Here is a 13,564-nt window from a genome sequence, read left to right on the forward strand (position 1 = left end):
CGCGTCACGTCCGAGGTATCGGCTCCGGTGAGCGGGGCCGTCGACGATCGGAGTGCGGGGATGGACGGGCGACGAATACGGGGCATGGCTCTGATGGCGGTGGGTCTGGTCGCGGCGCTGGGCGTGGGTGCCTGCGGCGCGGACCGGGACAGCGGCGGCGACTCGGCCGCGCCTGCCGCGGACGGGGGCGCGGGGCGCGAGCAGCCGGCCGAGGGCGGGGCGGACAACGGCCAGGTGGCCGGCGGGGGTCGCGACCGGGCCGCTCCCGGTGGCACCGGGGGTGCGGACCTGCGGGTCGACCAGCGGTCCATCATCTACACCGGAACGATGCAGGTCCGGGTGGACGATGTGGAGGCCGCAACGCGGGAGGCGACCACGGCGGTGACCGCGGCCGGCGGGTTCGTCGGCGGCGACCGGCGGTCGAGCCGGGCGGCCGAGGCCCGGGCGGTGCTGACCCTGCGGGTGCCGGCGGACAAGTTCGCCGGGGTGGTCGACCAGCTCGCCCGTCTCGGCCGGCAGGAGCGCCGGGAGATCCGCACCGAGGACGTCACCGAGCAGGTGGTCGACCTGGACGCCCGGATCGCCACCCAGCGGGCGCGGGTGGAGAGCGCCCGCAAGTTGCTCGCCCAGGCGACGTCGGTGGACCAGTTGGTGGCGCTGGAGAACGAGGTGGGCTCCCGGCAGGCGGATCTGGCCGCGTTGGAGGCGCGCAAGCGCCGGCTGGCGGACCTCACGGCGCTGTCCACCATCACCGTGACGTTTCTCGGGCAGGACGCCAGCACCGCCGAGGAGGAGGCGGACCTCGGCTTCCTCAGCGGGCTGGGCGGCGGCTGGGCGGCCTTCGTGGCTTCGGCCCGCATAGCGCTCACCGTGCTGGGCGCGGTGCTGCCCTTCGCGGTGGTGATCGGCGTACCGCTGTGGTTGCTGATCCTCTGGCGGCGCCGGCGCACCGGGCGGACGCCGCCGCCCGGTCCCGGGCCGCTGCCGCCGGGCCCGGGCGCTCCGGTCAGCGCGCCGCCACCAGTGCCCGCAGCGCGGTCTGGACCATGAGGCGTACGCCGACGGCGATGGCCCGCTCGTCCACGTCGAAGGAGGCCCGGTGCAGGTCCATGTTGGGCCCGTTCCGGCCGACGCCGAGGCGGGCGAGCGCGCCGGGCACGTGCTCCAGGTACCAGGAGAAGTCCTCGCCGCCCATGCTCTGCGGGGTCTCGGCGATGCCGTCCGGGCCGAGCGCCGAGGCGGTGGCGGCGGTGAGCACGCCGATCGCCCCGGCGTCGTTCGTCACCGGCGGCCGGCCGCGCAGGTATTCCAGCTCGACGGTGGCCCCGGTGGGCGCGAGCACGTCCCGCACCACCTGAGCGACGATCTCGGGCGCCTGGTCCCAGGTGTCCCGGTCCATGACCCGCAGGGTGCCGGCCGCGCACGCCTCGGAGGGGATGACGTTGTAGCGGGTGCCGGCCGAGGCGTGGCCGAAGACCAGCAGCAGCCCGCTGTTGGCCGGCACCCGGCGGCTGATCAGCGTCGGCACCTCGGTCACCAGCCGGCCGAGCGCGTCGACCAGGTCGACGGTCAGGTGCGGGCGGGCGGTGTGTCCGCCCGGGCCGGTGAGCCGGACGGTGACGTTGTCGGCGGCGGCGGTGATCGGTCCGACGCGCAGGCCGACCTTGCCCACCGGCAGGTTCGGGTCGCAGTGCAGCGCGAAGATCTGCACCACGTCGTCCAGCCCGCCGGCCTCGATGACCTCGAGCGAGCCGCAGGGCAGGATCTCCTCGGCCGGCTGGAAGATCAGCCGTACCCGGCCGTCGAGCTGGCCGATGTCGGCGAGCTGGGCCAGCAGCATCCCGACGCCGAGCAGCACCGACGTGTGCACGTCGTGCCCGCAGGCGTGGCAGACGCCCTCCACGGTGGAGCGGTACGGCACGTCCTTGGCGTCGCTCAGCGGCAGCGCGTCGATGTCGGCGCGGAGCGCGATCACCGGCCCGTCCGGGCGGCCCTCGATGTCGCAGATGACGCCGTTGCCCTTGGGCAGCAGGCGTGGGCTCAGCCCGGCGAGGGACAACTCGCGGTGCACCAGGGCGGCCGTCTCGAACTCCTCACCCGACAGCTCCGGGTGGGAGTGGAGGTGACGGCGGGTCGCGACAAGGCCGGGCTCCCGCAGCGCGAGCAGGTGGTCGAGCTCGAAGGGCAGGGGCTGGGAACCGGTCGGCGTCTCGGGCCGGGACGACGCCGGCAGGCCGCCGGAAGGCAGCGTCAACGCACTCGTCACGTCGGATTCTCTATCGCTGGAGTCGGATGGATCTTCGGGCAGAACCGCAGACAGCCTAGACCTCCGCCGGTGACGCTGCGCAACATCTTTCCCGTAGCGGTCAGACCGCACAGCGTCACGAATGCCCTGGTGGGAGGGCTCGAATATCTGCGGGACAGCAGGTAGATCGTGGTTGAAGCCCGTCATCCGCCTCCCACCTCCTACAACGCGTAACCGTTATGCAGTCACCAAATACTGGGCCGCCGTTCCGAATTGTCGCATTAGTCGGGGCAATTAACCGCCGCTCGGACGGGTGCACGACAACTGTCGGCCACCGGGGGACTCCCGACGGTGACATGAGCACCCGTGCGCCGACCGCACAGGCTGTCCGTCCCGGTTCACCCGTTCGGGGTTACCCGCATGCCGGAATCGCACACGCGCACGCTGCCGCCCGGGACACGACGACGGCCCGCGTCCGGCACCGGAGGGGTGCGCCGACGCGGGCCGCCGAGTACGTCTCAGAAGCGGTCGCTGGGCCGGTAGGTCCCCCACACCGCGCGCAACGTCCCGCACACCTCACCGACGGTGGCCCGCGCGCGCAACGCCTCCTTCATCGGGTAGAGGACGTTGGTGTCCCCCTCGGCCGCCGCCCGCAACTCGGCCAGGTGCCGCTCGACCGCCTCCGAGTCCCGATCGGCGCGCAGCGTGGCCAGCCGTTGCGCCTGGGCCGCCTCGATCGTCGGATCCACCCGCAGCGGCTCGTACGGCTCCTCCTCGTCCACCTGGAACCGGTTGAGGCCGACCACCACCCGCTCCCCCGAGTCGATCTCCTGCGCGATCTGGTACGCGGACTGCTCGATCTCCCGCTTCTGGAAGCCGGCCTCGATGGCGTCCACCGCCGACCCGTGGTCGGAGACCCGTTCCATCAGCTCGATGGCCGCCGCCTCCACCTCGGCGGTCATCGCCTCCACCACGTACGACCCGGCGAACGGGTCGACGGTCGCGGTGAGGTCCGTCTCGTACGCGAGCACCTGCTGGGTCCGCAGCGCCAGCCGGGCCGCCTTCTCGGTGGGCAGCGCGATGGCCTCGTCGAAGCTGTTGGTGTGCAGCGACTGGGTCCCGCCGAGCACCGCGCCGAGGCCCTGCACCGCCACCCGGACCAGGTTGACCTCCGGCTGCTGCGCGGTGAGCTGCACGCCCGCGGTCTGGGTGTGGAACCGCAGCATCATCGACTTCGGGTCCTTCGCGCCGAACTCGTCGCGCATCACCCGCGCCCAGATGCGGCGGGCCGCCCGGAACTTGGCGACCTCCTCCAGCAGCGTCGTGCGGGCCACGAAGAAGAACGACAGCCGGGGTGCGAAGTCGTCCACGGCCAGCCCCGCCTCAAGCGCGGCCCGGACGTACTCCACGCCGTTGGCCAGCGTGAACGCGATCTCCTGCGCGGGCGAGGCGCCGGCCTCGGCCATGTGGTAGCCGGAGATGGAGATGGTGTTCCACTTCGGCACCTCGGTCCGGCAGTAGGCGAAGGTGTCGGCCACCAGGCGCAGCGAGGGCTTGGGCGGGAAGATGTACGTCCCCCGGGCGATGTACTCCTTGAGGATGTCGTTCTGGATGGTGCCGTTGAGCGCCCCGCCGGGCACCCCGTTCTCCTCCGCGACCAACTGGTAGAGCAGCAGCAGCACGGAGCCGGGCGCGTTGATCGTCATCGAGGTGGACACCTTGTCCAGCGGGATGCCGCCGAAGAGCGTGCGCATGTCCTCGATGGAGTCGATCGCGACACCGACCTTGCCCACCTCGCCGTGCGCGATCGGGTCGTCGGAGTCGTATCCCATCTGGGTGGGCAGGTCGAACGCCACGGACAGGCCCATGGTGCCCGCGCGCAGCAGCTGGTGATAGCGCGCGTTGCTCTCGGCGGCGGTGCCGAAGCCGGCGTACTGCCGCATGGTCCACGGCCGGGACGTGTACATCGTCGGGTAGACCCCACGGGTGTACGGGAACTCGCCCGGCTCGCCCAGCCGGGCGTCCAGCTCCTCCGGAAGGTCCGCCGCCGTGTAGACCGCCTGGATCGGGAAGCCCGACTCGCTTGACCGCGCATCACTCATTACCGGATGGTAGGACGCGGTTGCCGCAATATGGGTGAGGGATTGCGCACACCCGCCGACGACGGCCCACCGGAGGTGAGGACCTGGCCACATACCGTCGAGTAGGTAAACGTCCGCCGCGTCGGGTTTCGCATCGGGCGGTGGAACCAGCAAGATAGAGGGGTTGTGTCCCAGCCCCCTCGATATCCCCCGGTGGCTTTTCTGTGACTCAGATTCCGACGTGGAGCGGCGGACCGACCAGTCCGCCCCCTGGACGCGCGGCGCCCGGCACCACCATCGGTGGTCGCTACTCGCTGCGATCCCCGGTGGGCAACGGAGGCATGGGCACGGTCTGGCGGGCCACAGACACGCTGTTGCGCCGCGACGTGGCGGTCAAGGAGGTCGTCCTCCCGCCGGGGCTCGCTCCGAGCGACCGCGACGCGCTCTACGAACGGACGCTGCGTGAGGCCCGCGCCGCCGCCGCGATCCAGCACCCGGCCGTGGTGCAGGTCTACGACGTCGTCACCGAGGGCGGCCGACCGTGGATCGTGATGGAGCTGCTGGACGCCCGCAGCCTGGCCGACATGGTGATCGAGGACGGGCCGGTCGCGCCCCGGGCGGTCGCCAAGATCGGCATCGCCCTGCTCGGCGCGCTGGAGGTGGCGCACGCGATCGGCGTCCTGCACCGCGACGTCAAGCCGGCCAACGTGCTGATCTGCACCGACGGCCGCTGCGTGCTCACCGACTTCGGCGTCGCCCGGATGCCCACCGACGTACAGCTCACCACGCCCGGCATGGTGCTCGGCTCACCGCACTTCATCTCCCCCGAGCGGGCCATGGGCCAGGAGTTCGGGCCGCCCAGCGACCTGTTCTCGCTCGGCGTGACGCTCTACACCGCGGTCGAAGGCCGGCCCCCGTTCGACAAGGGCGACCCGATCGAGACCATGCACGCCGTGGTCGAGGAGCCGCCCGCCACCCCGCAGCGCAGCGGCCCGCTCACCGGCGTGCTGATGGGCCTGCTGGAGAAGGACCCGGCCCGCCGGATGGACGTGCACCGGGCCCGGGCAAACCTGCGCGAGCTGCTCACCGGCGCGCTGACCAGCACCGCCACCGCGGTCAACTCGGTCACCGACCCGTACGCGGTGGTGCCGGTGCCGCGTCCCACCACGCCGCCGGCCGTCACCGCGCAGCCGAAGCCCGGCGGCCAGATCGGCGGTCGGGCGATGATCAGCGCGGAGCAGTCCCTCACCGACCGGCTCGCCTCGCTGCGCCGTGGGGAACGCCCGGACGCGAAGCCGGCGGCCGGCGACGCCTCGCTCGACGAGACCAGCGCCGACGCGTTGGCCGGGCCGCTGCACACCCCCACCGGGGCGATGTCCGGCCCGGGTGTGCCCGAGGCGACCCAACGCATCTCCCGGGACGCCACGGTCCGGTTCGGCCCGGCTGCGGACGCCACGCAGCAGGTGCCCACCACCGCACCGGGCGGCTACGGCCGCGACGCCGCCGGGCCGGTGTACGGCGGCGGCGCCCAGTGGTCCGTGCCCGGCACCGGCCAGCCGTGGACGATGCCGGCCAACGCGCCGACGGAGAACGCCGGCGCACTCGGCAAGGCCAAGGGTCTCGTCGGGCAGGTCAAGGCATGGCCGCGCAAGGTCCAGCTCGCCGCCGCCGGCGGCCTGGCCGTGGTGCTGCTGATCAGCGTGATCGCGCTGACCGGCGGCGGCGACGACGCGCCTCCGCCGATCGTGGGCACGCTGCCGTCGAACTCGGCCGCCGCCCCGCCGGTGGAGATGCAGGAGCAGTCCGTCAAGGGCGTGACCATCCAGGTGCCGAAGGGGTGGCAACGGCAGACCGGCGGTCTCTTCGTCGACTACGTCGACCCGGAGGACGAAGGACGCAAGGTGCGGGTCGTCGCCGAGGAATGGGGCGGCACGTCGATCAGCTGGGCCGAGTTCGCCTCGGGGAACCTCAAGAAGAACAGCACCAAGAGCAAGACCTGCCCGGCCCCCTACACCGAGGTGTCCGTGTCCGAGCAGCCCCTCGCCGGCGAGACCGCGGGCCAGGTCGAATACACCTGTGGCACGGGTTCGGCCATGCGCCACGGCATCTGGCGGGGCCTGGTCAAGGACGGCAAGGTCTACTCGTTCTACCTCTCCTCCACCGACGCGCGGTTCGCCGAGAGCAAGCCGATCTTCGACGCGATGGCCAGCTCGTTCCAGCTCACGGCGGCCAACTGAGTCGAGGCCGACGACCGGTGGTCACCCGCCGCCGTGCTATCAAGAGGCAATGGCGGCGGATACCACTGACCTTGACAACCTTCGCGTCCGAGCCGAGCACTGGCTCGCCGACGACCCCGACCCGGCCGGCCGGGACGAGCTACGCGCCGTCCTCGACGGGCTGCCCGGCACGGCCACCGAGCTGGCCGACCGGTTCGCCGGTCCGCTGACCTTCGGCACCGCCGGACTGCGCGGCCCGCTGCGGGCGGGCCCCAACGGGATGAACCTGGCCGTGGTCACCCAGGCCGCCGCCGGGCTGGTCGGCTGGCTCGCCGCCCAGGGTGGCGAGGGCCCCCTGGTGATCGGGTACGACGCCCGACACGGCTCGCGTGCCTTCGCCGAGCGCACCGCGCAGGTGGCCACCGGGGCGGGCCGGCCGGCGCTGCTGCTGCCCCGCCCGCTGCCCACCCCCGTGCTGGCGTTCGCCGTGCGGCAGCTCGGCGCGGTCGCCGGGGTGATGGTCACCGCCAGCCACAACCCGCCGCAGGACAACGGCTACAAGGTCTACCTGGGCGCACAGCTCGGCGGTGAGCTGGGCGGCGGCGCGCAGATCGTGCCGCCGGCCGACGCCGGCATCGAAGCGGCCATCCGGGCGGTCGGTCCACTCACCCAGGTCCCGCTCGGCCCCGCCGGCCAGGTGCTCGGTGACGACCTGGCCGCCGCGTACGTGGACCGGGCGGCCGCAGTGGTGGACCCGGCCGGGCCGCGGGACCTGCGGGTCGCGTACACCCCGCTGCACGGCGTGGGGGCCGCGGTGCTGACCGCCGCGTTCGCGCGCGCCGGCTTCGGGGTGCCCGGGGTGGTGCCCGAGCAGGCCGAACCGGACCCGGCGTTCCCGACCGTGGCCTTCCCCAACCCGGAGGAGCCGGGCGCGGTGGACCTGCTGGTCGCGCTCGCCCAGCAGACCGGGGCGGACCTCGCCATCGCCAACGACCCGGACGCCGACCGGTGCGCGGTGGCCGTACCCGACGGCGGGACCTGGCGGATGCTGCGCGGTGACGAGGTGGGCGCGTTGCTCGCCGACCACCTGATGCGGCGCGGGGTGACCGGCCTGTACGCCACCACCATCGTGTCGTCGACGCTGTTGCGGGCGATGGCGGCGGCCCGCGGCCTGCCCTACGACGAGACGCTCACCGGGTTCAAGTGGATCGTGCGGGCCGGCGCAGGGCGGGAGCCGCTGGTATACGGCTACGAGGAGGCCCTCGGGTACTGCGTCGCACCCGGGCACGTCCGCGACAAGGACGGGATCACCGCCGCGCTGGCCGTCGCCGAACTGGCCGCCGGGCTCAAGGCCGAGGGTCGTACGCTCACCGACCGGCTGGACGAGCTGGCCGCCGAGTTCGGCGTGCACCACACCGAGCAGCTCTCCGTCCGGGTGGACGACCTGCGGGTGATCGCCGACTCGATGGCCCGGGTCCGGGCGGCCACCCCGACCACGCTGCTCGGCCAGCCGGTCACCGAGGCCTCCGACCTGCTCCCCGAGGCGGACGTGGTGATCCTGCGCACCGACACCGCCCGGGTGGTGATCCGGCCGTCGGGCACCGAGCCGAAGCTCAAGGCGTACCTGGAGGTGGTGGCACCGGTGGCCGGCGGCGACGTGCCCGCGGCCCGGCAGCGCGCGCGGGCCGCCGTCACCGAGCTGCGCACCGAGATCGCCGCCGCCCTCGGCCTCTGACCGGGTGCAAGGAAGGGCCCCTTGTTAACACCCGGGTGTTAACAAGGGGCCCTTCCTCTACCGGAGGCGTTAAAAGGGGGCCCTTCCTTACCGCTTGCCCAGGGCGGCGTCGACGGCCTGGGCGAGCGCGGCGATGACCAGGCTGATCGAGGGGCGCACCACGCTGTCGTCCAGGCTCACCGTGCCGGAGAACCCGGCGCCGGCGGCGATTTCCGCCAGTCGCCGCCCGGCGTCGTCGGCGGCGGCGCCGGTGAGCCCGAGCGCCGGTTCCATCCGCAGCACCGCGACAAGGGTGGCCAGCGCCGCGGTGCGTTCGTCGGGGAGCTGGCCGCTGGTCAGCGCGTCGGCGAGCCGCTGCCGGATGTCCGCCTCGACGGTCGTGTTCGCCACCGGGTAGCGGTGCACGTGGATGAAGCCCAGCTCGGTCTCGTCGATGTCGCGGACCACGCCCCGGTCGCAGAGGTCGCCGAGGATCCGGTCGCGCAGCCCGTGCCGCAGCCGCTGCACCCAGGACGAGGGCGAGTGCGGGGTGTCGGCGGCGAGCTTGACGAGCACCGCGTCCGCGATCGGCTCACCGGTCGGTGTCGGGTCGACCACCGCCAGGTTCCCGTCCGCGTACGCGACCCGACCGGCCAGGGCCAGCTCGACCAGCACGGCGGCGGCCATGCCCAGGTCGAGGCTGATCCGCGGCATGGTGGCCTTGCCGGTTTCGTCGTCGTACGCGAGGAGGAGCAACTCCTCGGCGAGTGCAACACCAGTCATGGCCCGGAACGCTAGCGCCTTCCCGCACCCCCGCGCATCAACTCGCCGATGCCACGGCATTGATGAAAAAGAGGGCCCTTCCGGGGTGGAATGGGCCCTCTTGTGTGGAAATCTGCCGGTCAAAACCGGGGCATACCGCCGAACTGACGGTCACCGGCGTCGCCCAGGCCCGGGACGATGAACATCTGGTCGTTGAGCCCCTCGTCGATGGAGGCGGTGACCAGGCGCAGCGGCAGGCCGGAGCGCTCCAGCCGGGCGATGCCGACCGGGGCGGCCAGCACGCAGAGCACGGTGATGTCGGTGCAGCCCCGGTCGGCGAGCAGCCGGCAGCAGTGCTCCAGCGAGCCGCCGGTGGCCAGCATCGGGTCCAGCACCAGCACCGGCAGGCCGCTGAGGTCGCGGGGCAGCGACTCCATGTACGCGCGCGGCTCGTACGTCTCCTCGTCGCGGGCGAGGCCGACGAAGCCCATCGACGACTCGGGCAGCAGGCCGAGCGCGGCGTCGGCCATGCCGAGGCCGGCCCGGAGCACCGGCACCAGCAGCGGCGGGTTCGCCAGTCGGGTGCCCTCGGTGGCGGTGACCGGGGTCTGGATCGAGTACTTCTCGATCGGGAAGGAGCGCGCGGCCTCGTACACCAGCATGGTGGTGAGTTCGCGCAGCGCCGCCCGGAACGAGGAGGAGTCGGTCCGGGCGTCCCGCATGGCGGTCAGCCGCGTCTGGGCGAGCGGATGGTCAATGACGTGTACGTCCACGATCGCTCAACCTACCGGTCTCCCGCTTCGCGCAGGGCGGCTGCGGCCGGAGCAGCGACGCCGCTCACGTGCGGCGCTCACAACCGCCCACACGTGAGCGAGATCACACTGCCTGCTGGTGCGTACTATTCGGGGCATGACGGCGACGACGACGTCGGCCCGGTCGGACCTCTCCGAGCTGGGACGATCCGAGACCGCTCTGCGGACCTTCCTGCACGGCCTGCCCGGTGTGGACCAGGTCGGCGCGGAGCAGCGGGCGGCACAACTCGGCACCCGCTCCATCAAGACCACGGCCAAGGCCGAGGCCATCGACCTGGCCATCGGGATGGTCGACCTGACCACGCTGGAAGGGGCGGACACGCCGGGCAAGGTGCGGGCGCTGTCCGCGAAGGCGCGGCGTCCCGACCCGTCCGACCCGAGCTGCCCGCACGTCGGCGCGGTCTGCGTCTACCCGTCGATGGTCCCGTACGCCGCCGAGGTGCTCGCCGGCTCCGGGGTGCACCTGGCCAGCGTGGCGACCGCCTTCCCGTCCGGGCAGGCCCCGCTGGAGGTCAAGCTCGCCGACGTCCGGGCGGCCGTCGCCGCCGGGGCCGACGAGATCGACATGGTGATCAACCGGGGCGCGTTCCTGGCCGGGCGTTACGCCGAGGTCCACGACGAGATCAAGGCGGTCAAAGAGGCCTGCGGCTCTGCTGATGGCGGTCGCCAGGGGCGACCGGCAGCCCACCTCAAGGTGATCCTGGAGACCGGCGAGCTGGCCACCTACGACAACGTGCGGCGCGCCTCCTGGCTCGCCATGCTGGCCGGCGGCGACTTCATCAAGACCTCCACCGGCAAGGTCCCGGTCGCGGCCACCCTCCCGGTGACGCTCGTGATGCTGGAGGCGGTACGCGACTTCCGCGCCGCCACCGGGCGGCAGGTCGGCGTCAAGCCGGCCGGCGGCATCAAGACCACCAAGGACGCCATCAAGTACCTGGTCATGGTCAACGAGACGGTCGGCGCGGACTGGCTGAGCCCGGACTGGTTCCGGTTCGGCGCGTCCAGCCTGCTCAACGACCTGCTGATGCAGCGCACCAAGCTGACGACCGGCGTCTACGCCGGCCCCGACTACTTCACCCTGGACTGATGGCGATGTTCGAGTACGCACCCGCCCCCGAGTCGCGCTCGGTGGTGGACCTCAAGCCCTCGTACGGGCTCTTCGTCGACGGCGCGTTCGTCGACCCGATCTCCGGCGGCAGCTTCAAGTCGGTCAATCCGGCCTCCGAGGAGGTCCTGGCCGAGGTCGCCGAGGCCGGCGACGAGGACGTCGACCGCGCGGTACGCGCCGCGCGGGCGGCGTACGAGAACGTCTGGGGTCCGATGCCGGGCCGGGACCGGGCCAAGTACCTGTTCCGGATCGCCCGGATCATCCAGGAGCGGTCCCGCGAGCTGGCCGTGCTGGAGTCGCTCGACAACGGCAAGCCGATCCGGGAGTCCCGCGACGTCGACGTGCCGCTCGTGGCCGCGCACTTCTTCTACTACGCCGGCTGGGCGGACAAGCTGGAGCACGCCGGGTTCGGCCGGCGGCCGACGAGCCAGCACAGCGGCGGAACTCCGCAGCCTCTCGGCGTGGCCGCGCAGGTCATCCCGTGGAACTTCCCGCTGCTCATGCTGGCCTGGAAGATCGCCCCGGCGCTGGCCGCCGGCAACACGGTGGTGCTCAAGCCGGCCGAGACCACGCCGCTGACCGCGCTGCTGTTCGCCGAGATCTGCCAGCAGGCCGACCTGCCGGCGGGCGTGGTCAACATCGTCACCGGCGCGGGCGACACCGGCCGGGCGCTCGTCGAGCACCCGGGCGTGGACAAGGTCGCGTTCACCGGCTCCACCGAGGTCGGCAAGGCCATCGCCCGCGCGGTCGCCGGCACCCCCAAGAAGCTCACCCTGGAGCTGGGCGGCAAGGCCGCCAACATCGTCTTCGACGACGCCCCGATCGACCAGGCGGTCGAGGGCATCGTCAACGGCATCTTCTTCAACCAGGGGCACGTGTGCTGCGCCGGTTCGCGCCTGCTGGTCCAGGAGTCGGTCGCCGACCGGGTGCTGGAGTCACTCAAGCGCCGGATGGCCCAGCTGCGCGTCGGTGACCCGCTGGACAAGAACACCGATGTCGGTGCGATCAACTCCGCCGCGCAGCTCGCCCGTATCACCGAGCTGGCCGACGCCGGGTCCGCCGAGGGCGCGCAGCGCTGGTCGCCGTCGTGCGAGCTGCCCGAGCGCGGCTTCTGGTTCGCGCCGACCATCTTCACCGGGGTCACCCAGGCGCACCGGATCGCCCGCGAGGAGATCTTCGGGCCGGTGTTGTCCGTGCTGACCTTCCGCACCCCGGCGGAGGCGGTGGAGAAGGCCAACAACACGCCGTACGGGCTGTCGGCCGGGGTCTGGACCGACAAGGGTTCCCGGATCCTGTGGGTCGCCGACCGGCTGCGCGCCGGTGTGGTCTGGGCCAACACGTTCAACAAGTTCGACCCGACGTCGCCGTTCGGCGGCTACAAGGAGTCGGGCTACGGTCGCGAGGGCGGCCGGCAGGGGCTGGAGGCGTACCTCAATGTCTGAGCGGGTCGCGGTACGCAAGACGTACAAGCTCTTCATCGGCGGGAAGTTCCCGCGCAGCGAGTCGGGACGGTCGTATCTCGTGCAGGACTCCAACGTGTCGCTGGCCTCCCGCAAGGACGCGCGGGACGCGGTGGTCGCCGCCCGCGCCGCGGTGAAGGGGTGGGCCGGGACGACCGCGTACAACCGGGGTCAGATCCTCTACCGGGTCGCCGAGATGCTGGAGGGACGCCGCGAGCAGTTCGTCGCCCTGGGCGTTGCGGCCGACGAGGTGGAGGCGGCGATCGACCGCTGGGTCTGGTACGCCGGCTGGTCCGACAAGATCCCCCAGGTGTACGGCGGGGCCAACCCGGTCGCCGGCCCGTACTTCAACCTGTCCGCGCCAGAGCCGACAGGCGTGGTCGCGGTGGTCGCTCCCGAGACGCCGGCGCTGCTCGGCCTGGTCAGTGTCGTCGCCCCGGCGATCGTCACCGGCAACACGGTGGTGGTGGCCGCCTCCCCGACCGAGCCGCTGGCGGCGGTGACGCTGGCCGAGGTGCTGGCCACCTCCGACCTGCCCGGCGGGGTGGTCAACATCCTCACCGGCCGGCTGACCGAGACCGTGCCGACGCTGGCCGCGCACATGGACGTCAACGCGATCGACCTGACCGGCGTGACCGACACCGAGTTGGCGACCGAGCTGGAGGTCAAGGCGGCGGAGAACCTCAAGCGGGTGCTCCGGCCGGCCCCGGCCGACCACGACTGGTCCGCCGACCCGGGCGTGACCCGGATGACCGCCCTCCTGGAGACGAAGACGGTCTGGCATCCCAAGGGGGTGTAGTCGTGCCCTCGGCCGCTGGATTTCGGGAGCCTGCCCGGTCAGGACGGTCAGGCATCCCTGCGTGAGGCCGAGCCACACATGTTTGCTGCGCTTCTGCCAGGCATGGAAGTTCGGTCGCAACGCGACCTGCTCGCCGGCCGGGGGCCGGTGCAGCTCCACGCTGGCGCCGGAGGCGGCGGCATCACATACTCCCAGCCCCACCGTTCGGTCGGCCGAAACAGATGCCTACGCCACTCGCCCGTTTCGGTTGTGGGGAGTCCGGGCCCCGCATGCGTACCTCCGATTTTCCGCGCGGCCGTAGCCGATTGCGCCTGAGGGCTGGGCTGCGCGACCGTGTGGGGCAGCGGCATGCGCGACTTCGCTCCCG

General features: G+C 72.4%; 10 protein-coding genes. 6 read left to right on the forward strand and 4 right to left on the reverse strand.

Annotated elements, in window-relative coordinates; translation table 11 throughout:
• Positions 1-60: 60 nt before the first annotated feature.
• A complete protein-coding gene (locus ACLQ2X_RS05550) occupies positions 61-1,050 on the forward strand; it encodes a DUF4349 domain-containing protein (RefSeq protein ID WP_425679838.1) in 990 nt (329 codons plus the stop codon).
• Here ACLQ2X_RS05550 and ACLQ2X_RS05555 read toward each other — a convergent pair.
• Entirely contained in the window at positions 1,007-2,266 is a 1,260-nt protein-coding gene (locus ACLQ2X_RS05555) for an amidohydrolase (RefSeq protein ID WP_425679839.1), read from the reverse strand. The genes ACLQ2X_RS05550 and ACLQ2X_RS05555 overlap by 44 nt on opposite strands.
• A 497-nt stretch (positions 2,267-2,763) precedes the next feature.
• The gene (locus ACLQ2X_RS05560) at positions 2,764-4,347 is read right to left on the reverse strand and encodes an acyl-CoA mutase large subunit family protein (protein ID WP_425679840.1); all 1,584 of its coding nucleotides are present in this window, start codon (positions 4,345-4,347) and stop codon (positions 2,764-2,766) included.
• A 203-nt stretch (positions 4,348-4,550) separates the two neighbouring features.
• Here ACLQ2X_RS05560 and ACLQ2X_RS05565 point away from each other — a divergent pair, with 203 nt between their 5' ends.
• Complete coding sequence (locus tag ACLQ2X_RS05565) at positions 4,551-6,563, forward strand: serine/threonine-protein kinase (RefSeq protein ID WP_425679841.1); 2,013 nt, start codon at positions 4,551-4,553, stop codon at positions 6,561-6,563.
• A 49-nt stretch (positions 6,564-6,612) separates the two neighbouring features.
• Positions 6,613-8,277 carry a phospho-sugar mutase gene (locus ACLQ2X_RS05570; protein WP_425679842.1) on the forward strand — a complete coding sequence of 555 codons (1,665 nt, stop codon included), beginning with the start codon at positions 6,613-6,615 and terminating at the stop codon, positions 8,275-8,277.
• 87 nt (positions 8,278-8,364) lie between these two features.
• Here the strand turns inward: ACLQ2X_RS05570 and ACLQ2X_RS05575 are convergent, their stop codons facing one another.
• On the reverse strand, positions 8,365-9,039 hold the full coding sequence (locus ACLQ2X_RS05575) for a GOLPH3/VPS74 family protein (RefSeq protein WP_425679843.1): 675 nt from the start codon (positions 9,037-9,039) through the stop codon (positions 8,365-8,367).
• Positions 9,040-9,158: 119 nt separating this feature from the next.
• Positions 9,159-9,791: a uracil phosphoribosyltransferase gene (upp, locus tag ACLQ2X_RS05580; protein ID WP_425679844.1), complete on the reverse strand. Its 633-nt coding sequence runs from the start codon at positions 9,789-9,791 to the stop codon at positions 9,159-9,161.
• A gap of 136 nt (positions 9,792-9,927) precedes the next feature.
• Here upp and deoC point away from each other — a divergent pair, with 136 nt between their 5' ends.
• From deoC to ACLQ2X_RS05595, 3 genes are read left to right on the forward strand one after another with little or no spacing between them, the layout of a single operon-like run.
• The gene (gene deoC / locus ACLQ2X_RS05585) at positions 9,928-10,917 is read left to right on the forward strand and encodes a deoxyribose-phosphate aldolase (RefSeq protein WP_425679845.1); all 990 of its coding nucleotides are present in this window, start codon (positions 9,928-9,930) and stop codon (positions 10,915-10,917) included.
• A 5-nt stretch (positions 10,918-10,922) separates the two neighbouring features.
• Complete coding sequence (locus ACLQ2X_RS05590) at positions 10,923-12,380, forward strand: aldehyde dehydrogenase family protein (protein ID WP_425680022.1); 1,458 nt, start codon at positions 10,923-10,925, stop codon at positions 12,378-12,380.
• Positions 12,373-13,197, forward strand: coding sequence for an aldehyde dehydrogenase family protein (locus ACLQ2X_RS05595; protein WP_425679846.1), 825 nt, complete (start codon positions 12,373-12,375; stop codon positions 13,195-13,197). Before ACLQ2X_RS05590 ends, ACLQ2X_RS05595 begins: the two co-directional genes overlap by 8 nt.
• Positions 13,198-13,564 lie beyond the last annotated feature (367 nt).

Source organism: Micromonospora sp. DT31, assembly GCF_049841795.1.
GTDB lineage: Bacteria > Actinomycetota > Actinomycetes > Mycobacteriales > Micromonosporaceae > Micromonospora.